This is a genomic window from Achromobacter sp. NFACC18-2 (genome assembly GCF_900108985.1).
Lineage (GTDB): Bacteria > Pseudomonadota > Gammaproteobacteria > Burkholderiales > Burkholderiaceae_B > Achromobacter.
Genome location: NZ_FNYM01000003.1, coordinates 16,254 through 37,869, shown reverse-complemented (window position 1 = coordinate 37,869; position 21,616 = coordinate 16,254). Strand labels below are relative to the sequence as shown.

The following is a 21,616-nucleotide window of genomic DNA, read 5'->3' as shown; positions in this document are numbered from 1 at the left end:
AGGGGTAAAGCGCTAATGCCCGGTGTTCATGCGATCACTCCCGCGGCGCGCAAGGCGTCGATGCGCGCGGCATCCAGGCCCAGCCCCTGCAGAATGGCGTGGGTCTGGGCGCCTTGGCCGGGCGGATCGGACCGCTTGCCCGCCTTGCGGCCATCGAACTCGATGGGCAGCGCGGCGGCCGAGATCTCGCCGCCATCCGGCAGCCGGGTCGGCAGCAGCGCGCCGCCCGCTTTCAGGTGGGCGTCGTCCAGCAGGTCGTGCGGCTGGCGGATCGGGCCATACGACAGATTGGCGGCCTCGAGCGCGGCGCACAGCTCGTCGGTTTTCCAGGTCTTCAGGATTTCGCCCACGCCCGGCACCAGCCACGACCGGGCGGCCTCGCGGTCGACGGCGGTGGCCAGGCGCGGGTCCGCGGACCATTCGGGCGGCAGGAATTTCTGCGCGAAGCTGCGCCATTGCGCATCGCCCACCACGGCGACGAACACGCGGCCGTCGGCGGTCTCGAAAACGTCGTACACGCCCCATGGCGGTTTGCGTTCCGCCCCCATGGGCCGGGGCGCGGCGCCCGTCAACTGGAATTGCGCGATGAACTGCGCCACCAGCAGCAGGTTGTTTTCGAAGAGGCCGGATCGCACATGGCGCCCCCGGCCCGTCGCATGGCGGTCATGCAGCGCGGCCAGCGCGCCCACCACCCCGAACGTGCCGCCCAGGATGTCATTGACGGAGGCCGCCACCCGCTGGGGCGTGTCCGCGCCGCCATTGATATAGGCCAGCCCGCCCATCATCTGCACCACCTCGTCCAGCGCCGTGCGGTGCTTGTAGGGACCGGAGAGAAACCCCTTGAGCGACACATAGATCAGCCGCGGATTTCCGGCCGACAGGGATTCGTAGTCCAGCCCGTACTGCGCCAGGCTCCCGTCGCGGAAGTTCTCCACGATCATGTCGCTCTGGAGCGCCAGCTTGCGCACGACCTCCTGCCCCGCCGGCGACTTGAGGTCGATCGCCAGGCTCTGCTTGTTGCGGTTGAAGACCGGAAAATAGCCGCTGCCGGACCCCTTCAGCCGCCGCGTGCGGTCGCCGTCGATGGGTTCGACCTTGATCACCTCGGCGCCCAGGTCCGCCAGCGACAGGCCGGCGGCCGGCCCCATGATCATGTGGGACAGTTCCAGGACCTTGATGCCGCGCAGGGGCAGTTCGGTGCTGTCCATGAAGGGTGAAGCCGGTGCTGCTGTCATCTGCGGTGTCCTCTTGCCTGCCAGTTCGACGGAGACGCGGCGGCAGGGAAAGCTCGCTCGCCGCCGCCGGCATGCGCCCATGATCCGGCGCCTGCGGCCGTGTCGGGTAGCGGTCTTTCAGCACGGGGGCATTCTCGTTTCGGAACGTCCGGGTTAGCCCTGAGCCGGGACGCGGTTCAGGCCGACGCGGCAGGCAGCACGCCCAGGTGCGCCAGCAGCGCCCGCGCGGCCGGCGATAGTGCGTCCGGATCCCGCACTGCAATACAGAGCGGCGTGCTGGACCACGGCCCCTTCAGCGCAATGAAGCGGATGTCCAGATGCGCCAGCCGCGGCTTCAGGTAATGCGGCACGACGGCAACGCCCATGCCGCGCGCCACCAGCAGGCAGATGGTTTCGTGCGAACTGACGCGCGCGCTGATGCGGCGCGTCATGCCCGCGTCCCGCGCCGCCTGCTCGAACACGCTGCTGATGCCATTGTCGCGGTTCAGCTCGATCTGCTCGAACGGCAGCAACTGCGCGTAGTCCAGCGCCTCGCGGTCCGCCAGCAGGTGCTGGCCCGGCACCACCGCCGCCAGTTCGCAGCGGCCAAAAGGAAACACCTGCAGCCCCTCGTGGCCGAAATCGGAACCCGCCGCCACGTCCGCCTGCCCGTCCAGCACGGCGCGAAACGCCGTCTGCGTGGTGTCTTCTTCCAGCGAAATATCGATCTGCGGATACGCGCGCCGGAACGACTGGATCTGCGCCGGCAGATCGCCCGACAGGGCGGCAAAGCTCACCGCCAGCCGGATATGCCCGCGCACGCCGGTCGCAAATCCCGCCATGTCGCGGCGCATGCGGTCCATGTCCTCCAGCACGCGGCGCACGTGCGCGGCCAGCGCGTCGCCGGCCGGGGTCGGCTGCACGCCCTTGACGCCGCGCTCCAGCAGCGGCACGCCGAACGCGTCCTCCATTTCCGACATGCGCTTGCTGACGGCGGACGGCACGATGTTCTCGCGCGCGGCGGCGCGCGCCAGGCTCCCTTCTTCCAGCGCGGCCAGGAAGAGGCGCAATGAAACGGGATCGATATCTCGGATGGGCGGGGCGGGCGGGGTCGGCTTCATGGCGCAAAGTGTCGTCCCTGGGCCACCCCGGCCGGGATCGGGGTTTTCCCGGCCGCAGCCGGCTTTCGGCTTCCGGGCGATCCAGGCCGGTCGCCATTCGCCGGAACCGGTAGACGCGCGTATCATCCGCAGTCCCGCCGCCCCGGCCCCGATATCCGCGCCACACGCTCCATGCAATGCCCCCGCTGCAATTGGCAGAATCCGGCCGCCCACACGGTGTGCTTCAGCTGCAATAGCCCCCTGCCGGTCAAATCCGCCGCGCCGCCGGCCCAGCGTGCCGGGGCCGGCAATGCCCCGGTGTTTCCCGGCATCTGGCCGCGGCTTGGCGCCACGGCGATCGACGCCCTCTTCATGCTGGCGGCGATCGCCGTCCTGTGCCTGGCGGCCTCATATACCTATCAAGGCCTGACGGGCGAAAACCAGCCATGGGTGCTGATGGCGGCAGCGGGGCTGCTGGGCTGGCTGCTGCCCGCCTTCATGGACGCCTGGGGCAATGGTTCGCCCGGCAAGCGGCTGCTGAAGCTGCGGGTCGTCACCCGCAAGGGCAGCGCTCCCGGGCTGTTGCGCGCGATCTGGCGGCATAACCTGAAATTCACGCTGAACGTGGCGCTGCCGGGCATCTTCCACCACCTGCAGCAGACCATTTTTGGCGAACGCGCCATGCACAACGCCTTGGCGGGCACGCATGTGATATCCAGCCAGGCCGATCCCCGCGCCGTGCTGCCCGCGCTGGCCCAGGCCCGCACCGTCACGGGCGCCGGCAAATTCCTGTTCATTGTGTTCGGCGTCGCGGCCCTGGTCCTGGCCGGCGTGGTCATCGGCGTGGTCGGACTGGACAAGGACGAGGGCGACAATCCCCTGCGATCCGAGGTCATCCATCTGGATCGGGTGTCGGATCCCGTTCGCAGGCTGGCGGAAAGCCACTACCAGCGCACGCGGACGTTCGCGCCCGACATGGCCGCCCTCGGCGTGACGCAGGCTTCGCTGCAAGCCAGCGGCTTCAGCAAGCTGGACATGAACCCGGTCAACGGCGTGCTGCGCTTCACCATCGCCGGTGAGCCCGGCACGGCGGACGCGCCCACGCTGGGCGGCAAACACCTGGTCTACCTGCCCGAACTGCGCTCCGAAAAAAAGGGCGGCGGCATACGGCGCTGGCAGTGCGGCAGCGACGACATCCCCCGCGCAGACCGCCCCTACAGCTGCCGTCACGAAGCCGGCGCCCTGGCGCGTTGACCCGACCCCCTGAATACGGAACCGCATGTCCAGCCTGATCGACTCCATACACCGTGCCGATGACGGCCACGACGACGCGCAGATGCTGGCCCTCTGCGAACAGGGGCTGCGCGAACAGCCCGCTTCGGCGGTCATGTGGGCGTTGCGCGCCCGTTATCACGACAAGCGCCGCGCGCACGCGCAACGCGATGCGGACCTGAACCGCGCGCTGGCGCTGGATCCGCAATGTAGCGATGCCATCCGCGTGCGCGCCACCGCGCTCTACGACGCGGGAGAGCGCGAGCAAGCCTGGCGCATCCTGCGCGACGCCCGGCAACGCGCGCCGTCGCACTTCGGGCTGCTGATGACTGAAGGCTACCTGCTGATCAACGACCGCCGGCTTGACGACGCCATCGCCAGTTGGACCGCCGCCTCGCAAGTGCGGCCCTCTGCCGCGGCGCCGCACTGCTATATCGGATCGAACCTGCATAACGCCGGCCGCTACCGGGAGGCCCTGCCCTACCATCAGCGCGCCGTGGCGCTGGCGCCCAACAACGGCAACTTCCTGTACGACGCCGGAAACAACTACCGCCGCCTGGGCGACCTGAACAACGCCATCGCGATGTTCGACCGCGCTCGCGCCATCCTGGGCGAACAAAACGCCATTCAGCACAATCGGGCTTCCTGCCTGCAGGCGCTGGAACGCCACGAAGACGCGGTCGAAGAATGGACCAGCCTGCTGCGCCGCGAACCCGACTGGGACTGGCCGTTGGAAGGCAAGGCGCGTTCCCTGCATCGGCTGGGGCGGGCAGACGAGGCGGCGCCGCTATGGCGGCATCTGGACGCGCTGTCGGACAGCGGCTGGGACGGCCGCCGCGAACAGGCCCGGGAATATGTGCGCAGCGGCGATCCCGAACTGGCGGAACAGGTCCTGCAGGGACTGGACCCGCTGACCAGCGGCGACTCCGAACTGCTGTTCGTGGCCGGCAATGCCCAGCGCGACCAGCGCTGCTGGGAAGAGGCGCTGGCCTACTACCAATGCGGCTATGCGCTTGCACCCGGCAACGACTTCCTGCCCGGCAACGCCGCCGACATGCTGAACCGGCTGGAACGCTACGACGAAGCCCTGCCCTTGTCGGAAGTCGCGATCTCGCTGGATCCGGACTGGCTGAAATGGCGCCGCGCCCGCATCGAGGCGCTGACCGGCCTGGGCCGCGCAGCCGAAGCCGTCGCCGATGCCGACCGGGCCATGGAGCGCTGGCCGGATAACGGGGCGCTGCATGCCGACCGCATCAACGCGCTTGTCGCCGCGGCCCGGTACGATGAGGCGCTCTCCGCCTGCGACCGTCTCATCGCGCTGGATCCGGGTTTCCGCAGCTGGGCCCTGTTCTCGCGCGGCGAAACCTACGGCCACATGAAGCGCCATGCCGAGTCGGCCATGGCCTTCCGTCAGGCATCGGCCTCTTACCAGCAGAACGGCAAGCCCCACTTCCAGGAGCTGTCCCTCAAGCATGCGCTGGCTGCCGAAGCCGCCGCGGCCGCTCCGCGCGGACTCCTGGGCCGCCTGTTCGGCCGCAAATAAGCGCAGCGCGCAAATCGCGGCGACCTATTCCTAGGCGGCCGCCCAGTCAAAACTGTTCAGCAAGCCCAGCAGGGTACGCCTGACGGCCGCCACCGCCGGATCGCGCAGGGCATCGCCGCGCCAGCCCATTTCGATCGCATAGCCGGGCATCGCGACCGGGCACGGCAGCAGCCGCAGGCCCGACGCCTCGGCCAGGCCGCGCGCCGCATGCGTCGGCAGCGTCGCCAGCGACTCGCCGCCGCGCAGCAGGAAAGCCAGCGCGGAGAAATGCGTGGTCGACGCCTGCACCCGGCGCGTCAGGCCCAGGCCGTGCAGCACTTCGTCCACCACCCCGATAAAGCCGCCCGAAGACACCAGCACATGCTGGCGGCGCGTGAACTCCTCGACCGTCAGGCTCGACTGGCCCGGAGCCAGCGTGGCCGGATCCAGCAGGCAGGCATAGCCGCCCTGCCCCACGGTCACGTGCTGCAGCGCCGGCGCGGTCAGGCCGCCCGATGCGATCACCAGATCCACTTCGCGCGCCATCAGCATCTCGGCCGCCAGCCGGCTGTGCGTCTGACGGAAAATGATGCGCAGGCCGGGCGCGCCGTCCGCCAACGCGTGGATCACCTCGCGCCCCAGCGCGATCTCGAAATCGTCCGACAGGCCCAGCGTCACCGACCGCCCCTCATAGCCTTGCGCGCCGGGGCGCACCAGCGACAGGCTCTGCCGGAACTTGTCCAGCGCCTCGCCGATGATCGGCCGCAGTTCGCGGGCGCGCAGGCTGGGCGTCAGGCCCCGCCCCGTGCGCGTGAACAGCGCGTCCCCATACAGCGCGCGCAACCGTCCCAGCGCCGCACTCACGGCCGATTGCGTCACGCCCAGCCGCAGGGCGGCCCGGCCCGCGCCCCCCTCGTCATAGATGGCCTCGAAGACCTTGAGCAGGTTCAGGTCGGCCGACTCGATATCGATCTGGTTCATATCATTTATCTTTAGGCGGGATTGATTGATTTTAGGACGGGCCAGACACTACCTGCTTCCGCCCACTTCCGCCTAGGAATCGCCATGACCGCCACCACCGTCGCCGCCCTGCAGATCGGCTCCGCCCCCGAGGGCAAGGCCCGCACCCTGGAACAGATCCTTGCGTTCGAATCCGACATCGCCACCTCGGGCGCCTCGCTGGTGGTCATGCCGGAGGCGCTGCTGGGCGGCTACCCCAAGGGCGAGATCTTCGGCACCCGTCTGGGCTACCGGCTCCCCGAAGGACGCGAGGCGTTTGCGCGCTACTACGACAACGCGATCGACGTGCCCGGCCCCGAGACCGAGGCGCTCGCCGGCCTGTCCCAGCGCACGGGCGCCAGCCTGGTGGTGGGCGTAATCGAGCGCGGCGGCAACACGCTCTACTGCACCGCCCTGTTCTTCGAACCCGGCATCGGCCTGGCCGCCCGGCATCGCAAGCTCATGCCGACCGGCACCGAACGCCTGATCTGGGGCCAGGGCGACGGCTCGACCCTGCCCGTCATCGACGCCGCGGCGGGCCGGATCGGCGGCGCCATCTGCTGGGAGAACCACATGCCGCTGCTGCGCACCGCCATGTACGCCAAGGGCGTCGAGATCTGGTGCGCGCCCACGGTCGACGAACGCGACATCTGGCAATGCTCGATGCGCCACATCGCCCACGAAGGCCGCTGCTTCGTCGTCAGCGCCTGCCAGGTGCAGCCCTCGCCCGCCGACCTGGGCGTGGACGTGCCCGGCTGGGACGCCGGACGTCCGCTGATCAACGGCGGCTCGGTCATCGTCGGGCCGCTCGGCGACGTGCTGGCCGGTCCGCTGCGCGGCGGCACGGGCCTCTTGACCGCCCGGATCGACACGGCGGACCTTGTGCGCGCCCGCTACGATTTCGACGTGGTGGGCCACTATTCCCGCCCCGACATCTTCTCGCTGACCGTGGACGAACGCCCCCGCCCGCCCGTGCGATTCATTTCGTGATTACCCTCGCTTTGGCGTTGCCCGTCAAAATCCCTGCGGGCAAGATGGTATAGTCTCGCCCGCTGCCGACCCGCCACGGGCCGCGCAACGCCCGAGTGGTGAAATTGGTAGACACAAGGGACTTGAACTAATTTGAGCCCTTCGGAGGAAACTCCAAAGGTGAAGCCCGTCAAACTCGGCGAAGGCCCTGGACCCGTTCCGCGCTAACGCCGAGCCAAGCCCCGGTTCCGCAACCGGGGAAGGTGTAGAGAGCAGACGGCGGGCACCTAAGGCCGACAGGCTATGGTGAAGGCGTGCTCCAGACCACGAACAGCAAGCCCTTGCTGGCGGCGAAAGCCGAAGTGGTAAGAAAATCCCTCGGCCTCGCGGCCGTACCGGTTCGATTCCGGTCTCGGGCACCACCCCACAGCGACACACCGCGCCACATTACGCCACGCAACGCCATCTTCATAGGTGATTACGGGTGCCGAAAGGAACCCGAAACATCACCGCGCATCACACTCCATCACTGTTTTTGCTAATCTCGTACGCCAAACGTACGCCAGAGATTACGCCAATGCCCTCATACAGAAAGCGCGGGGATTCATGGCGGGCTGAAGTCGCCCGCAATGGTCACCGTGAAAGCGCCACCTTTTCCACCAAGCGAGAGGCCACGGACTGGGCCACCCGGCGAGAGCTTGAGTTAGCGAGCGTGCGCGCCGGTAAGGTTCAGCGCTGGACGCTGGGCGACGTCATGCAGAGGTACGCCGACGAGGTCAGCCCAGAAAAGGCGGGGGAGCGTTGGGAGAAGGCGCGCATCGCCGCCATGCAGTCGGACCCGTTGGCCAAGCTGGTCATGCAGGATATCGGCCCGGGCGAGCTGGCCGCCTGGCGCGACCGCCGGATGGCCAAGGTGCAGGGCGCCACGGTGCTGCGCGAAATCGGCCTGCTGCGCGCGATATGGACTCGGGCCAAGCTGGGCGAGTGGCGGTATGTGGATCACGACCCATGGCCCGATGTGGTCAAGCCCCAGGACAACCCAGCGCGCAAGGTGATCTTCAAGGAAGGCCAGGCCGCCAAGATCGTTGAAGCCCTGGGTTACGCCGGCGGTACGCCAAAGGACAAGCGCGAGCAGACCGCCGTTGCATTCCTGCTGGCGCTGGAAACCGCCATGCGGTCGGGGGAAATCCTGACCCTGGAATGGAAGCACGTGCACCTTGAGCGGCGCATGCTGCACCTGCCCAAGTCCAAGAACGGCGATGCGCGGGACGTGCCCTTGTCGCGGCGGGCCGCCGAACTGCTGGAAGCAATGAAGGGGATCCACGAAGACAAGGTCTTCACGGTGAACGCCGGCTTGCGGGATGCCTACTTTCGGCAGGGCAAGACGCTGGCGCAGGTCGATGGCCCGACGTTCCATGACGCGCGCGCAACGGCGATCACGCGCCTGGCCAAGAAGCTGGATCTGCTGGAATTGGCCCGCATGGTCGGGCACCGTGATCCTCGGTCGCTCATGATTTACTACCGCGAAAGCGCCACCGAGATAGCGAACAAGCTGGACTGAACCATGACCGACAACGGAATCCTAGCCCAGGTCCCCGGCCCATTCATCGCCCAGGCATCCCAGACGCTGCCGCCGGCAGCCACCGCCGAGGATCGGGATTACGACGTGGTGATAGAGGCCGGCCACCTCGGCGCCGTGCGCGTTACCTTCCGCAAGCAGAAGGCCAAGCGCGGCAAGTTCAGCAGTTGGTTTTGGCTGGCGGCGCGGGCAGAGAAGGTCTAGGGCTTGGCCCAGGCATCCACCACCGACTGATGCCGGGCAGCGCATTCCGCGTATTGGAACGCCAGCGCGATGTGCGCCTTGGCCAGATCGTCCCAGGACGCAGAATCAACGTGCGGAACTGGCGGGCACGGCGCGCTCAGATTGACGGGAAGCGTTGGCCGCGTCGATCCCGTCGTTGGTTGTGCGCACCCGGCCAGGGTCGCGCACACAGTCAGCAGGCAAAGGGCTCTGGATAATTTCACGGGTGTACCTCTCGATTACCTTGGGCTCGGCGGTGGCAAGTTTCTCCGCCGTATTAGCCAGGCTCTGCGACAGGCCGGTCAGCCGCTCCGCCTCAGTCTTAAACTCTTCCAGGCCGGCCACGCGGTGGGCTTCCTGACATTCGGCGCGACCGGCGACCCGTTGGCTATGCCCGTACCAGCCCACAGCCAGACCAGCAGCCACCACCAGGGCAGCGCCGATCAGGTAGGGCCATGCGGCGCGCGGGATCATTTCGGCAGATCCGTTTCACACAGCGCACGCTCAGCGGCGCGGCGCGTCACCAGTCCTGGCAGCATCTTGCCGTCGGCCCAGACCCATTGCGGCTTGCCGTTATCGGCCTGGTTTATGGCCCGGCATGCGGCCGCCCACTCACCGGCGTTGAATCGCCGCGCCGTCATCGATCGGCAGTACGCGCTGACCCCGACGTTATAGGCAAAGCTCACGGCGGCGGCAGTCTGGTTCGTGTGGCCGTTCAGTGCCGGCGTGCAGGCCAGAACGCCCTGGGCATGCTCCACCAGATCCTGGTCCAGCAGCGCGGCGCATTCCTCGTGCGTGTATGGCTTGCCAAGCACGGCTGTCTTGGTGTGGCCCGCGCAGGCCGTCACGATGCCGATGGGGTCCTTGTATCCGCGCAATATCCAGCCTTCGAACTTTGGCACGATGGAAAGCAAGATCGCCGCGGCGCCCGCCCCTACCGTTCCCTGCAAGGTGCGCTTAGCTCCGGTCTTCATCGTTCAGCCTCGGTTGGGATATGACGCGCGAGATGGCCGCGCAGAGGGAGAAAAGGCCGGCGCCGATCACGATTAGCGGCGGTTTGCCCGTGAGCCACAGATTCATGCAGACCTCGACGGCAGACAGCAGCGCAGCCAATAGCGCCAGGCGCACGCTCCATAGGCGCGGGAACTTGCGGCGCCAGTCCTGGATCATGTTCATTTGAGGTAGTCCTTCGCATGGCGCAGCACCATCCACAGCAGGCCCACCAGCATCGCCCAGGTGCTGCCCTTGAGCAGGTGGGTCAACACTTCTCGGCGGATCTGCTGGCGCTGCTCTTCGCGTGCGATGAGCAACTCGTGATAGCGACGATGCCCATCAAAGTCTCCACCAGGGAACGCCGTCTTTACTGCGGATGACAGGGCCAACATTTCCCGACGCAAGGCTTCCATTTCACTCTTGCTCTCGGCGTGGTTGGCAGCGTTGTCCATGCGCTCCTCCTGGCGCCACTGTTGAATCTGGGCATGCAAGCCTCGCAGATCGGCGCTGCTGCTACCCATATCTTCGGGCGGCACGATCAGAACCCCATAACGCTGAAGAAAAAGGCACTGTCCACCGCCGCGCCGGTCTGGTCCCGCGTCGTCACATCCACGGTCGACTCATCGATGATGGCGCAGGACACCAAACGCCCGGATGTGCCCTTGGTCGTTGCATACGGGGCAAATGTGCTGGTGGTGCTGGCAGCTGCGGTCATCACCACGCGCACGACACCGGTGCCTGTGCGCGTCACGGAAGCAATACCCTTCCCGGCGGCAAGCGTGGCAGATCCCCCGTTATTGATGTTCCCCCAGGCCAGCGGCTTGAGCATGAAAGGGCTGTCTTGCCGGATGAAGGCCCCTGTGGAATTGAACTGTGCAACCGTTCCGAAGAACGATAGGTTCGGGCCGACCTTGGCGCCGTAGCCCGCGCTCGGGCTAGCCGAGCTGATGGCGATCATCGTGTCAGCAGTGTCCGTCTTGCGGAAGGCAACGCCGTCAATAACGCCCCGTTGTGTGGACGCCTGCAAGTTGATGCCGACGCACGCGCCGCCAGAAGTCATCCCGATATCCTGGATGGTGCCGTTTCCGATCACGTAGTCTTCAACGGTGTTCTGGAAGTTGATCCCGGAGCGCAGGCCGCCACGAATCGTGAAATCGTCAACCACGAGCCGGCGATAGTTGCTGACCACGACGTTACCGTCTCGGGTTTGCTCGCCGTACCCCTGAACGTGATTCCCGGTGATCTCCAAATCCTCACCGATGTTCTCTTCGGTCGCGTCGTGGGCCACGGCAAAGATGCCGGCGCGGTTACCAGCGGCGTTCGTCGGGTCAGCGTTGATGATGTTGCCGCGAACCTTCAGGCGGCGCGGCGGGGCGTAGCCATCCGCTGCATTGAAACCACCCTTGTCCAGTCCAATGCCGATGTGGGCATTGAAGATGACGTTGTCTGCGAAGGTGATATCGGTGCCGCCGTGCGTGTCCAGCGCCTTCCAGGACGGGCAATGGCGCACGACGTTCAGAGCGATCTGCCCATAGGCGCTGTTGCGATAGTCCGTCAGCGTGCCGTCTGCGTTCGTGCAATGGTAGATCCGCGTCGCAGTGACGCCATAGACGTTGTTGTTCGGGTCGATGCCCTCTGCCGGGAACCCGGGCGCCATGTACTCAATCTTGTTGTTCGTGACGTCGAAATCGCGGACGCCGTACATGCGGATACCGTCGCGGCCACAATGCCGGATCCGGTTGAAGTTCGCCGAGAAGCGATCGATCTGGTCAGCGATGACGCCCGACTGGCCCCAGCCCTCGATCACGCAATGGCGCACCACGATGTCCGAGGACGTGCCAGAGACGGGGATCAGCGGATTCCCTGGGTAGTTTGAATTGTTGTAGAAATACTGGTCGTAGCGGCCGGAGACGCTGAAAGCGATAGACCGATAGATTGGTTGAACCGTCAGCCCGTAGAAAGGGCCCAAGAGTTTCAACCCATTGAGTTCAATGTCAGTAGAACCAGGCTCCGCACGCAGGCCGCAGTATTCGGTACCGACAGAACTGGTGGCCGTGGCGTCGTAGTTCTCCTGGATGATGACCCCTCCGCGCCCGATCACCTTGGTGCCGGATCGAACGGTGGGACCATTCGCCGCCCAGCGATACCTGCCCTTCGGGAAAATTACGACGGGATGACCGGCATCCAGCGCCTTCTGCACGGCGGCGGTATCGTCTACGACACCATCACCCACGGCGCCGAAGTCCTTTACGCTGACGCTGTCTCGCAGCTTATCCTGGAACGTGCGGTATACAGCACCGATGCCGGCCTGGAGAAACCATCCGAATCCACCGACCACACCGGCAATGGCCTTGTCCACGTAGTCGGTGACGAACGCGAACATCGACCGCTGATTGACCGCATCCTGGTCAGCAACCGGATCGGCCAGGTCCTGAATTCGATTGTTATTTGCGCGATAGCTACCAGCCCCATCAACATCGTAAGGACCAAGCATGAGGGAACGCCGAAGCCACCAGAAGGCCCCCTTAATTGCGAGCCAAAGACGGTCGAAATCAAAATTGACGGTTGCTGCCAGCAAATCACCGTTGTCTTGATAGTCGATCGCGCGCGCAATGACAACGTCCAATTCCATCAGGATGGGAACGCCCGCTGCCGGTGCGGATACGAAGGTAACCGCCCCTCCCTGCAACTGCCCGAGACCGCTAATGCTGTATTGCGACGAAGGCAAAACGGTATCCGAAATGGATACACGAAGATCCCGCTCTTCTAGGCAGAGAAAATCAAAAGCGAAGGTAACCGTTATGCCGTTGCCAATGGCCTCGGTCCGGGTATTTGGATTCTGGGGGACGGTCACGGCAGGGACTCCGGCGCACGCGCCGGCCTTGCCGGCAGCTAGGTTTCGAGGGTGACCTCGTGCACACCCCCTGTTGGGCGCCAATCTTCCCGCCCAAGCCCGGACGGAATCCCGTCTTTTTCCCTCACCATCCGGCCGATGCGCACGGGTGCCTGTAGGATCGCGCCCGCGCCGCTATCCAGGTAGTCGTCGGGCTGGTCCTTGACTTCGGGGTTCCAGTCCTTCATCTGGTCCCACATCGGGCCGTCCAGGACGTCGACGTGCGCCCACATGACGCCGGATTTCATGGGCGGTTCCAAGCCGTCAAGGATGCGGGCGTTCTTGTTCTGCCCCACCTGGATATCGGTCACGCCGCAGCGCAGCCCCTGTTGCTTGAGCGCCTGGCGCAGAAGCTGGGGGACGAAGGCGCCGTTGCCGTTCGTCTCGACATAGACGTTTGGGATATTGAAGCGCTCGATCAGGGCGCAGGCCTGCATGACCTGCCCGCCGATGATCTTGGCGTTGCGCGCGTCCGAGAACTCGGCGAACTCGCCCACCATGGCCTCGGCGACATGCCAGTAAATATTCCCGGCCGCGTCGTCCAGAACCAGGGAGAAGGCGGACACGTCGCCGCGAATCTTTCCCAGCGCGCAATCCCAATAGGCGCGCGCGCTGACGATCTGCACGTTGCCCAGCATCATGCGCACTGCACGGTTGGCCAGCTCGACACGCGGGTGCACGGCGTAGGGCTTTATCTTTTCCGGATCCAATCTGGACTCCTTGATGGGCTTGGCCTGGAGCTGGTATTGCGAGTCCCAATAGTTCAGGGTTCGGGTTTTCTTGCGGCGGATTTCGATTTCCGCCCGCGTGAAGCGTTCGGGCCAGGCGCAGCGCGCGTAGATGTCCAGCACGGCGCCGCCCGGTGGCTTGGCGAATACGACCTCGCCGCGCTCGTATCGATAATCGCGCCCCTCCACCAGCAGCCGGGCATGCTTGTAGATGCCCAGCATCACATACAGCCCGTCTGCGGCCGGCTTGAATGGAACCGGGTAGCGCGTGCGCTTCGTGGTGTCTTCGTACCGGATCTGGTCTTCCAGCAGCGGGATCGTCAGCGACGCAGCGCCGGCCGCGATCATTTCCGGGTAGATGGAGTCGTGCGTGTGCGGCGTGCCGATGTAGGTTTCCTGGCCGCCGGGCACCAGGATGAAGGTGGCTTCCTGGATCTTGGCGCGCAGGTTCTCCCGGGCGTCGGCCGTCTTGATGTTCTTCGGCACCTCGACGTCGTCATAATCGATGTCGCGCGCGCGGGCGCTGGTGACGTTCTGATTCACGCCCACGGCGGTCATGCTGGCGTTGCGCGGGTCGTTGGCGCCAGACACCCAGAACATCTGCGAACCGGGTTTGGTGGGCAGCATGCCGCCGCACAGCGGATGCCGGCGCAGAACGTTGATAGTGTCGCGCGTCAGCTTCTTGGCCAGCGGCCCGTCGGCTGCCCAGATGAGCGACACCCATGTGCCATCACAGTAAAGCTGCCATGCCTTATAGACGGCGTAGATGGTGGACTTGGCCGCACCCCGGAATACCTGAAGCACGCGCACCGGATCGTCGCAGGTCCCCAGCCAATGGCAGATCCGGACGTGCAGGTCCGGCACAGTCCAGCCCTGGACCTTCGCCCACATCAGGAAGAAGGCCAGGAAGGATATCTTGCGTTTCATCGCGTGGCGCCGGCCGCCTTCTGGACCTTCTCCAGGAACTTGGCGGCTTCCTTCTCGGCACGTTTGACCTCGCCTTCCATGCCGTCATCCGGCTCGGCATGGTCGTCCACCGCCGCCACGCCGCCTTCGCCCGCCGTCTGGCGCCGCGTCAGGTCGATAAGGCTGTTCAGCTTCATGGCCAGGGTGACAGTGGCGATGGGGTTCTTCTTTGCCCAGAACCGATCACCCCGAGTCTGGGCGTCCATCTTGTTCGGGTCTACCCCGTGGCCCGGCCAGTTGTCGGGGTTCATTTCCTGCACCAGCACGTCGATAAGCTTCTCGGCGTACTCGGTCAGGCGTTCGAATTGGTCTTGGCGCATCAGCGACTCCAGGCACGGGAAAGGTCGGGGCCGCGCTCCGGCAGGCCTGGCCCAAGCTGCCACCAGTAATCCTGATCGTGCTGGCGCGACGCGCGGCGCTCTACTCGGCTCAAGTATCCCGGACTGAGGTTTTCTTGCAAGGCGTGGAAAAAGGTGTGATCGATGGCGCCCGACAGCCACCACAGGTTCTGATACGGCAGCGTGCCGCGTACCGTGCGCGCCGCGCCAGCGCCCAGGTTCAGGTCATCACCGCTGGCCGCGCGCCATGCGTTCTCGACACCCAGGCCCACCACATCGAACATGGTTCCGGCAGACGGCCCCAGCACTGTGCCGCCCACGGATGCGGCAAAGCCCCCTGGCGTCTCGCGAGGATCCTGGAAAAGCATGTCGCCCACGATGGACAGGCCGCCACCCTGCAGCAGTGCTTCAGACCAGAACCGTCCGCTGTTCACCGCCAGGGGGTCCCGGCCGGAGAGCATTTCCTTGATCTGGAATGCGATGCCGCCGGCGATGGTGGTGCCCAGCATCAGCGAAGCGCCATAGGCAAGGCGATTGGCTACTGCTGGAGCCCCATCAAGTCCGCGGGGCGCATCGATCATTCTGCGAAAATGACGAAAAATCATGGCCAACGGGAAACTCTTAAATTGCATCACCGCTCGTGATAGCTCGCCTCCCACAGTCCCGGCTTGCTGTCCTCCGCCAGATGCCAGTGTGCGCGTTGCAAGGTTGGGATTCAGAACGGCGTATTCCGACTCGTCGCGTATCAGGCCTAAGACCTTGGACACCAACTGCGGCGCGTTGTCGGCGCCAGTGGCCATGATGGATTCCGGCGTCAGGTATTTCTGACCGCGATACTCGGTCGGCTGCACCTGTCTGAGCACTGCCCAATCATCTTCGGTGATGCCCTTGCGCGCCATGTGCGCGCGGTCCCATTCAGTCAGCGCGCCCCAATCCTTGCCGGACATCTTGCCCAGGCCGCCCATCATGGTCATCTGGAACGCGCGGCGAAGGCCGTCCGTCCACGCGTTCATCAAGGACAGCTTCATCACACTGTTGGCTATCTTGCCGGACCAGTTGTTGCGGATGTGGTCGCCCGAAAAGCGGTTCAGGTCGGACACCAGGGATTCGGCGATCAGGCCATGCGCGTTCAGGAATTCCCGCGTCTCGCCGCTGAACTGGCCGCCGATGTTCTTCAACGCTTGCCAGTACGGCAGCTTGTTGTAGCCGGAGGTCAGAAGGTAGGTCGGAATGTCGGAAATAGACGCCAGGACAGCGCGCCCCAACTTAGAAGCCACGTTCAGGTTGCGGACGTCCGCCGCGACGCGCGCAAGGCTGGCGTTTTGCACAGCTCCTGCATTACCTGATATCACGTCCCAATGGCCTTCCAGCAAGCTCCATTCAACTCTACGAGGCCCCCCATCCTGTCGCTCTGCAATATCAGCCTGAACACGGAATTGATGGGCCGGATTCGGCCCGTATCGCTCGACCAGCCCGATATCACGGGCCAGCCCTGAGATATGACTGGTCATGGCGTCGTACATGCTGCCCTGTCCGAACTCGCTCATGTACTCGACATAGGCCTGGCCGTCGCGCCAGTGGAGCTGCCGGGTTTGGCTTCCGCGGTTGGCGCGCGCGCCGGTGCCACGGAATCCGCCCGGCTCCAGCTTGTTCAGCCCGCCCGATGACAGTGTTTCCCAGGTGGCGCGCAGGAACGCCGTCATTTCCGCGTCGTCCATCAGGCTTCCGTCTGGGCGCACGTAGCGGCTGCGGTCCAGCTTCGGCAGAGTCTGCTGCACCCAGGCGTCTTGGCCGGCAGCCAGCACGCGGCCCTGGTCACTGCCCTGCGGGAGGTAGCCGTATTCCAGCCGGCCGACGTCGCCGCCCGCGTTGTTGAATCGCTGGCGCATCGTCTCGACCGTCGTTCCCCAGGCCTTGGCCGCCTCCACGGCCAGCCGGTTGCCCGTGCCGCCCTCGCCACGCGCGAACACCTCGACAGCCAGATCCCGCGTCATCTGCGGGTTTTCGACGTCGAACAGGAACTGCAGCGCGCGGCGCCCTGCCGATACACCCTCGGACGAGGCCGCGGCGTCGAATAGGCTGCGCAACTGGGACCAGTATTGATCACGCACACCATTGATATAGGAGGACGTCCCCTGCATGTGCTCGTAGGTGGCCCTGCTCCGATTGCTTCCAAGCATCTCCTGGATGCCGGCAATCTCGGCATCCACGTCGGCGCGCTTGATCAGTTGGAGCTGCTGGCGCTGCAACTTCAGGCGGGCTTCGGCGCGGGCGTCCTGCATGGCGCGCTCGGCGGCGGCCAGGGTGCGCTGAGCGGGCGTCAGGGCAAGCCACGCCGCGCGGTCTTGCCGGGCCATTGCCTGGGCGGTGCCGGTAAGCCGGTCATCGATGGCAGCGATTTCCGCCTGGCTGAGCGTGCGGCCGGCAGCGGCGTTCACCTGATCAATACATTTCTTGAGCATGTCGTTTCCTTATGCGGCGCTTAGGAAGCAGTTCGCGGCCACGGCCAGCAGGCCGGCGTCCGCGTCATCCTGCGCAAGCTGTTCATTCAGGCGGCGGACGGCCTCGGTGATGGGCACGTCTTCGGCATCGCCGTCCATTCGCACCAGCATGTCGGGGTTGGTGGCCTCGATCTCGGCCAGGCGGCCCGAAACATAGGCCTCGTTCGTGACCTCGGCCGTGGTGGTGGGCATCTTGGCGGGTGGCGCGATGGGGTCAACGTCTGCGCGCGCGGCGGTCGGCGTGACCAGATCGGTGCCTGACGCGAAAGCCTGGGCGCCAGGTAGCGCGCCGGTGCTGCTTGCTCGCTCGGCGGTCGCTTGCCGGCCACGCTCCGGGATCTGAAACGCCGACTCACCCGCGCGGGCCGCCTCGCGCACTCCAGCGGCCACCGGCGTCATAGCGGTGGCCGGCGCGTCGATAGCGGCACGCTCGGCGCGCATCTGCTCGATCCGCTCATCCAGCACAGCCAGCGCCTGGCGCGCGGTCATGGCGTCCGCGTTGGCGTCGATCTGCGCTTCCAGCGCGGCGATGCGCGCATCCGTCTCTTCCGCGCGCGCGTCCAGTTCTTTGCGCGCGCGGTTCAGCGCGGCTCGCGCGCCGGTGCGCGGTTCATTGGTGCGGATCTGGTCGGCCAGCGCGCGAAGTTCCACATCGTCGCCAGTGGCGCGGCGCGCCTGGGACAGTGCCTGAATCTCGGTGCGCAGCGCCCGGATGGCGCCAGGGTCTGCAAGCGCTTCCGCCTGGGGCAGCAGCTCCGCGCGGGCGGCTTCTGAACGCGCCACCATCGTCTCCAGGGCGCGCGCCGCGTAGGCTTCCTTCATGGGGAACTGGTCGGCCACGTAGACCGGCAGGCCGTCGGCCATCTGCGACGACGCACGCATGACCGACATCATGGCGTCATTGGCGGCGCGCACGTCGGACGGGTCGGCCAGGTTCCAGGAATCCACGACCTCGCGCACGCGCTGCACGCGCGCCGCGTCGACCAGCTCCTGCGCAACCGGGCCGCGCGGCGCTTCTGCTGCTTCGGCGGCCTGCGCGGGCACCACCTGCCCTTCCCTTGCTGCTGCCCGCGTGCGCCCGCGCAACGCCCAGGCACCAAACGCCGCGGGCACCAGCGCAGACACGGCCAGGCCTACGGGGTCGAACGGGTTGTACTGGTCGGCCAGGTTGCTGTAATCGGCGTTGTTCAGGATGTCGCGCGTCATCTGCTGCTGGGCGATGAATAGGCCAGGCCCACCGGCCGCCGCGTAGCCCAGCGTGCCGCCAATCGTCTGGCCTGCCACCGGCAGCGCCACGCCCACGCCCGTAGCCAGGCCGGTAACCGCGCCCACGCCCGTGCGGGTGGCCAGGTCGACACCCTGTCGACGCAGCTCATCCGCCGCCGTGACGCCCTCATCCGCGCCCGTCAGCGCCGCGCCCGTCAGCGGGTTGCCGGTGGCCAGCGTGTAGCCCACCGCCTTGGTGATGGTCTTGGTGAAGCCGAACACCATCTGTTCAGCGGTGCTTGCGGTCTGCGGATTTGGCCCCAGCCAGCGGCTGGCGTCGCGCAGGGTGTCGCCGGTGTCGCTGCTGAATGCCGTGCCGTCGTCCAGCGCCTTCTTAGCCGCGCCGGTGCCCTGCTCGCGCCATACGCGCTGCTCTTCCGTTTCGGCGAAGGGCAACACTCCGGTGGAACCCGTGGATGCCATGGCCGACCCGAAGGCGCCAACGGTGTCGGACAGGAACGCGCCCGCCTCTACGGTACCGGCCGCCGCCCCGGTGAATGGCGCCTTTGCCATCCCCCAAAAGCTAAAGCCCCGCTCGGGGCCTGGCGCCATCGGCGCGAGCTGCGCGCGGTTGCGCAGTGCTTCGTTGATTTCGCCCTGGTAGGCATCATCGAGTGCCATTGCTCACCCTCACGATGACCGGTTGCCCGGCCTGATTCAGCACGACGCCGGTACCGGACGACACGGTGTAACGGCCCTGGCCAGCATGGCGCAGCACCGCGTCGGGCAACCCCTTCACAAAATCGGATACCGGCACCGCCTTGCCTGCGACGAAGACATTGCCGTCGGGCGCCTGGTCGATGAAGCTGTCCGGCGTCAACGCCACCAGGCCGCGTTCGAACTGGCTTTCGGTCATGCCCAGCGGCAGCGGAATCTTGCCGCCGTTGAAGTCGACAATGCCGCCCGCCACGTTTTCGATGGCGCTGCGGATGCTGCGGCCTTCCTTGCGCACGTCGGCATCGGCGCGCACGCGCACGGCGGCGTCGATAACCGCATCTTCCATTTCTGGGGTGGCAAAGACGCCGCGCACCTCGGCGGCAATCTCGGTGCGCCAGCGCGTCACATCAGCGTCCGGCACGCGCTTGTCCTTCATGGCCTGTTCTCCACGAAGGATCTGCTCTGACACCAGGCCGCCATTCGGGCGCTGCTGGTCGCCCAATGCCGCAGCCAAGGCCAAACTGCGATCCTTGCTGTCCAGCTGGGCGGCGATGGCTGACATCGTGCGCGTGCCCACGGCCTTGGACAGGGTTGCGATGCTGGTGGCGCGCTGGTCTGGCGGAAGAGCGTTCAGCAATGAACCAACCTGCATGGCCACCTCGGGCGTAAATGGCGACTCAGGTTTTCCTGTGACCTGCTCCACGATGCTTGCCTGTTCAAGCAAGGCCGGCATACTCGCGATCAAGGATTGAACCCCATTGGAAAGGTCCGGTTCTTTCAGCTCGGAGAGCACATTGCGGTCGACGGCGGCGCGCAAGTGGTCTTCCTTGTATTCGCGCTGAGATGCCTCGTACGACTTTTCGAGGTTGTCGTACATGGCTTGCCGCGTCGGCGTCCAGCCTTGACTGTTGCCTTCAGCCAGCAGGTCGTCCAGCATTTCGCGCTGCGCGGACAGCGGTTGCATGGCGAAGGCCGTGCCCGCCGGCGCTTGCTCAACGGCGGCTTTGAACGCCGCTTCGTAGGGGGTGCCGGTCATGGCGGCGGCTGCGCCGGCCAGATACTGCGGGTCCAGCTTCTTGCCCTGGGTGGAAAGCTGTTGCACCTCGGCGAAAATGCCGGCCGCCTGCCGGTCCCGCTTGGCCGCCTGAATCTCGGCGCGCTGGGCCTGCGCCACTGCGCGCTGCTCCAGGGCCGTCTTGTATCCCGTCGTGGTGTTCAGCAGCACGGCGCGGCGCTGGGGATCCAGGGCGGCGAACTCGTCGGAATTGAGCATGGACTCGACCTTATTCAGGTCGGCCATGCTGTTGCGCGCACCATTCACCAGGCTGTACGCCTTGGTCGCATACGCCTTTTCGCGGAACGTGTTGATGTTGTTTTCGATCTGCGCCGGCGCCCAGCCAGCGGACGGGCCCATGGCGCGGACGGACTGGTCATACAGGGCGGATGCCTTGGCCGGATCGTTCTCGCGCTCTAGGGCAATGCCCAGCGCCGTCAGGTCACCGCCGATGTTCTGCTGCGTGCGCTTGGTGGCCGCGTCGCGTACCCGGAATCCGAGGGACTGGCCTAGCTCACCCAACTGCGCGCCCACCGTTTCGCGCTGGCCCATGGCAACCTTGGATAGCTGATCGCCCATGAGCTTCTTGGAGCGCTCATCCCATACCGTCTGCGCCTTCGCGGGATCCAGGTCACCGGCTTCGACCGACCGCGAAATCTCATCCTGAAGGCCGACCAGCGCGCCTTTCGATTCGGTCATCTGGCGCAGCGTCTGCGCGCGGCTCTGTGCCTCAAGCAGATCTGCCCCGATGCCAGAGAGCTGGCGGCCGGTCTGCTGCATTGCCTCCGCGCTGCCATCCACAAACGCGCCAGTAGGCACGCGCACGCCTGGGGCCGCCTGGGCGGTCTGGTTGCCGAAGTTCCCGACAGGAATCCTCATTTCGTCGTCCCCTTGTATTTCCAGGTGCCGTACTGCGCGGCTCCGCTTAGCAGGCTTCCAGTTGCCGCCGAGTTGCCAGCGCTGCGAGCATTGGCGCCCGCGCGCCGGGTAAGCGCCGCCTCGGTGTCAAGCGACCGGCCGCGCCGCTCACCCGTCAGAATGGTGTTGAAGGCGTCTTCTTCGGAATCCCGGTAGATGGATTCATTGATGCGAACGGGCGAACCGGTACCAACAGACACCCCGGAGCTGGCATAAGCCGCTTCCGCCTCCGCAGCCTGGCGCCGTCCTGCCCGCCGAATCTTCTCAGCCTGGGCGACCGCGGCGTCACGCTCCTGCGCCGCCTGAATATCGATCTGCTCAGCCTGCGCGTTCGCCGCCGCTTGCTGCTGCTGGCCTTGCTCTTTTTGGCTCTGTGCTTGCATCACAGTGCCCACCGCCATCGCGGCAAGTGCGAACCATCCCAT

The 21,616-nt window shown here is 66.0% G+C and carries 19 protein-coding genes; 5 read left to right on the top strand and 14 right to left on the bottom strand.

The features are described 5' to 3' along the window. Positions 1 to 26 precede the first annotated feature (26 nt). Entirely contained in the window at positions 27 to 1,235 is a 1,209-nt protein-coding gene (locus BMW75_RS05060; protein ID WP_092577502.1) for a CaiB/BaiF CoA transferase family protein, read from the bottom strand. Between the two features lie 176 nt (positions 1,236 to 1,411). Further along, the gene (locus BMW75_RS05055; RefSeq protein WP_092577499.1) at positions 1,412 to 2,335 is read right to left on the bottom strand and encodes a LysR family transcriptional regulator; all 924 of its coding nucleotides are present in this window, start codon (positions 2,333 to 2,335) and stop codon (positions 1,412 to 1,414) included. 171 nt (positions 2,336 to 2,506) lie between these two features. Here BMW75_RS05055 and BMW75_RS05050 point away from each other — a divergent pair, with 171 nt between their 5' ends. Then, entirely contained in the window at positions 2,507 to 3,568 is a 1,062-nt protein-coding gene (locus tag BMW75_RS05050; RefSeq protein ID WP_092577497.1) for an RDD family protein, read from the top strand. 25 nt (positions 3,569 to 3,593) lie between these two features. After that, entirely contained in the window at positions 3,594 to 5,129 is a 1,536-nt protein-coding gene (locus BMW75_RS05045) for a tetratricopeptide repeat protein (protein WP_092577493.1), read from the top strand. Positions 5,130 to 5,159: 30 nt separating this feature from the next. Here the strand turns inward: BMW75_RS05045 and BMW75_RS05040 are convergent, their stop codons facing one another. Further along, positions 5,160 to 6,089, bottom strand: a complete 930-nt coding sequence (locus BMW75_RS05040; protein ID WP_092577489.1) for a LysR family transcriptional regulator — start codon at positions 6,087 to 6,089, stop codon at positions 5,160 to 5,162. Between the two features lie 84 nt (positions 6,090 to 6,173). On the opposite strand from BMW75_RS05040, the gene BMW75_RS05035 reads away from it, so the two are divergent. From BMW75_RS05035 to BMW75_RS05025, 3 genes are all read left to right on the top strand, one after another. Then, complete coding sequence (locus BMW75_RS05035) at positions 6,174 to 7,097, top strand: carbon-nitrogen hydrolase family protein (protein WP_092577486.1); 924 nt, start codon at positions 6,174 to 6,176, stop codon at positions 7,095 to 7,097. A 691-nt stretch (positions 7,098 to 7,788) separates the two neighbouring features. Continuing rightward, positions 7,789 to 8,637, top strand: a complete 849-nt coding sequence (locus BMW75_RS05030; protein WP_254791942.1) for a tyrosine-type recombinase/integrase — start codon at positions 7,789 to 7,791, stop codon at positions 8,635 to 8,637. Positions 8,638 to 8,640: 3 nt separating this feature from the next. Further along, complete coding sequence (locus tag BMW75_RS05025; protein ID WP_092577479.1) at positions 8,641 to 8,859, top strand: hypothetical protein; 219 nt, start codon at positions 8,641 to 8,643, stop codon at positions 8,857 to 8,859. A 105-nt stretch (positions 8,860 to 8,964) separates the two neighbouring features. On the opposite strand, the gene BMW75_RS05020 is transcribed toward BMW75_RS05025, so the two are convergent. The 11 genes from BMW75_RS05020 to BMW75_RS04970 all read right to left on the bottom strand — a co-directional run bounded on the left by BMW75_RS05020 (position 8,965) and on the right by BMW75_RS04970 (position 21,616). Further along, positions 8,965 to 9,351 (bottom strand): hypothetical protein, encoded by a 387-nt coding sequence (locus BMW75_RS05020; protein WP_092577476.1) that lies wholly within the window; start codon positions 9,349 to 9,351, stop codon positions 8,965 to 8,967. Continuing rightward, positions 9,348 to 9,851, bottom strand: coding sequence for a lysozyme (locus BMW75_RS05015; RefSeq protein WP_092577473.1), 504 nt, complete (start codon positions 9,849 to 9,851; stop codon positions 9,348 to 9,350). The genes BMW75_RS05020 and BMW75_RS05015 overlap by 4 nt, the downstream gene beginning before the upstream one ends. Next, positions 9,835 to 10,053, bottom strand: a complete 219-nt coding sequence (locus BMW75_RS05010; protein WP_092577470.1) for a DUF7940 domain-containing protein — start codon at positions 10,051 to 10,053, stop codon at positions 9,835 to 9,837. Before BMW75_RS05010 ends, BMW75_RS05015 begins: the two co-directional genes overlap by 17 nt. After that, positions 10,050 to 10,322 (bottom strand): hypothetical protein, encoded by a 273-nt coding sequence (locus tag BMW75_RS05005; protein WP_139208498.1) that lies wholly within the window; start codon positions 10,320 to 10,322, stop codon positions 10,050 to 10,052. The genes BMW75_RS05010 and BMW75_RS05005 overlap by 4 nt, the downstream gene beginning before the upstream one ends. A gap of 86 nt (positions 10,323 to 10,408) precedes the next feature. Further along, positions 10,409 to 12,724 carry a glycosyl hydrolase family 28-related protein gene (locus tag BMW75_RS05000; RefSeq protein ID WP_175493103.1) on the bottom strand — a complete coding sequence of 772 codons (2,316 nt, stop codon included), beginning with the start codon at positions 12,722 to 12,724 and terminating at the stop codon, positions 10,409 to 10,411. 38 nt (positions 12,725 to 12,762) lie between these two features. After that, a complete protein-coding gene (gene terL / locus BMW75_RS04995) occupies positions 12,763 to 14,418 on the bottom strand; it encodes a phage terminase large subunit (RefSeq protein WP_092577461.1) in 1,656 nt (551 codons plus the stop codon). Beyond that, positions 14,415 to 14,777, bottom strand: a complete 363-nt coding sequence (locus BMW75_RS04990) for a hypothetical protein (RefSeq protein ID WP_092577458.1) — start codon at positions 14,775 to 14,777, stop codon at positions 14,415 to 14,417. Before BMW75_RS04990 ends, terL begins: the two co-directional genes overlap by 4 nt. After that, positions 14,777 to 17,257 (bottom strand): hypothetical protein, encoded by a 2,481-nt coding sequence (locus BMW75_RS04985; RefSeq protein ID WP_092577456.1) that lies wholly within the window; start codon positions 17,255 to 17,257, stop codon positions 14,777 to 14,779. The genes BMW75_RS04990 and BMW75_RS04985 overlap by 1 nt, the downstream gene beginning before the upstream one ends. 9 nt (positions 17,258 to 17,266) lie before the next feature. Beyond that, the gene (locus tag BMW75_RS04980; protein WP_092577453.1) at positions 17,267 to 19,183 is read right to left on the bottom strand and encodes a hypothetical protein; all 1,917 of its coding nucleotides are present in this window, start codon (positions 19,181 to 19,183) and stop codon (positions 17,267 to 17,269) included. Beyond that, positions 19,170 to 21,152: a hypothetical protein gene (locus BMW75_RS04975; protein ID WP_092577451.1), complete on the bottom strand. Its 1,983-nt coding sequence runs from the start codon at positions 21,150 to 21,152 to the stop codon at positions 19,170 to 19,172. Before BMW75_RS04975 ends, BMW75_RS04980 begins: the two co-directional genes overlap by 14 nt. Continuing rightward, positions 21,149 to 21,616, bottom strand: a complete 468-nt coding sequence (locus BMW75_RS04970) for a virion core protein, T7 gp14 family (protein WP_092577448.1) — start codon at positions 21,614 to 21,616, stop codon at positions 21,149 to 21,151. Before BMW75_RS04970 ends, BMW75_RS04975 begins: the two co-directional genes overlap by 4 nt.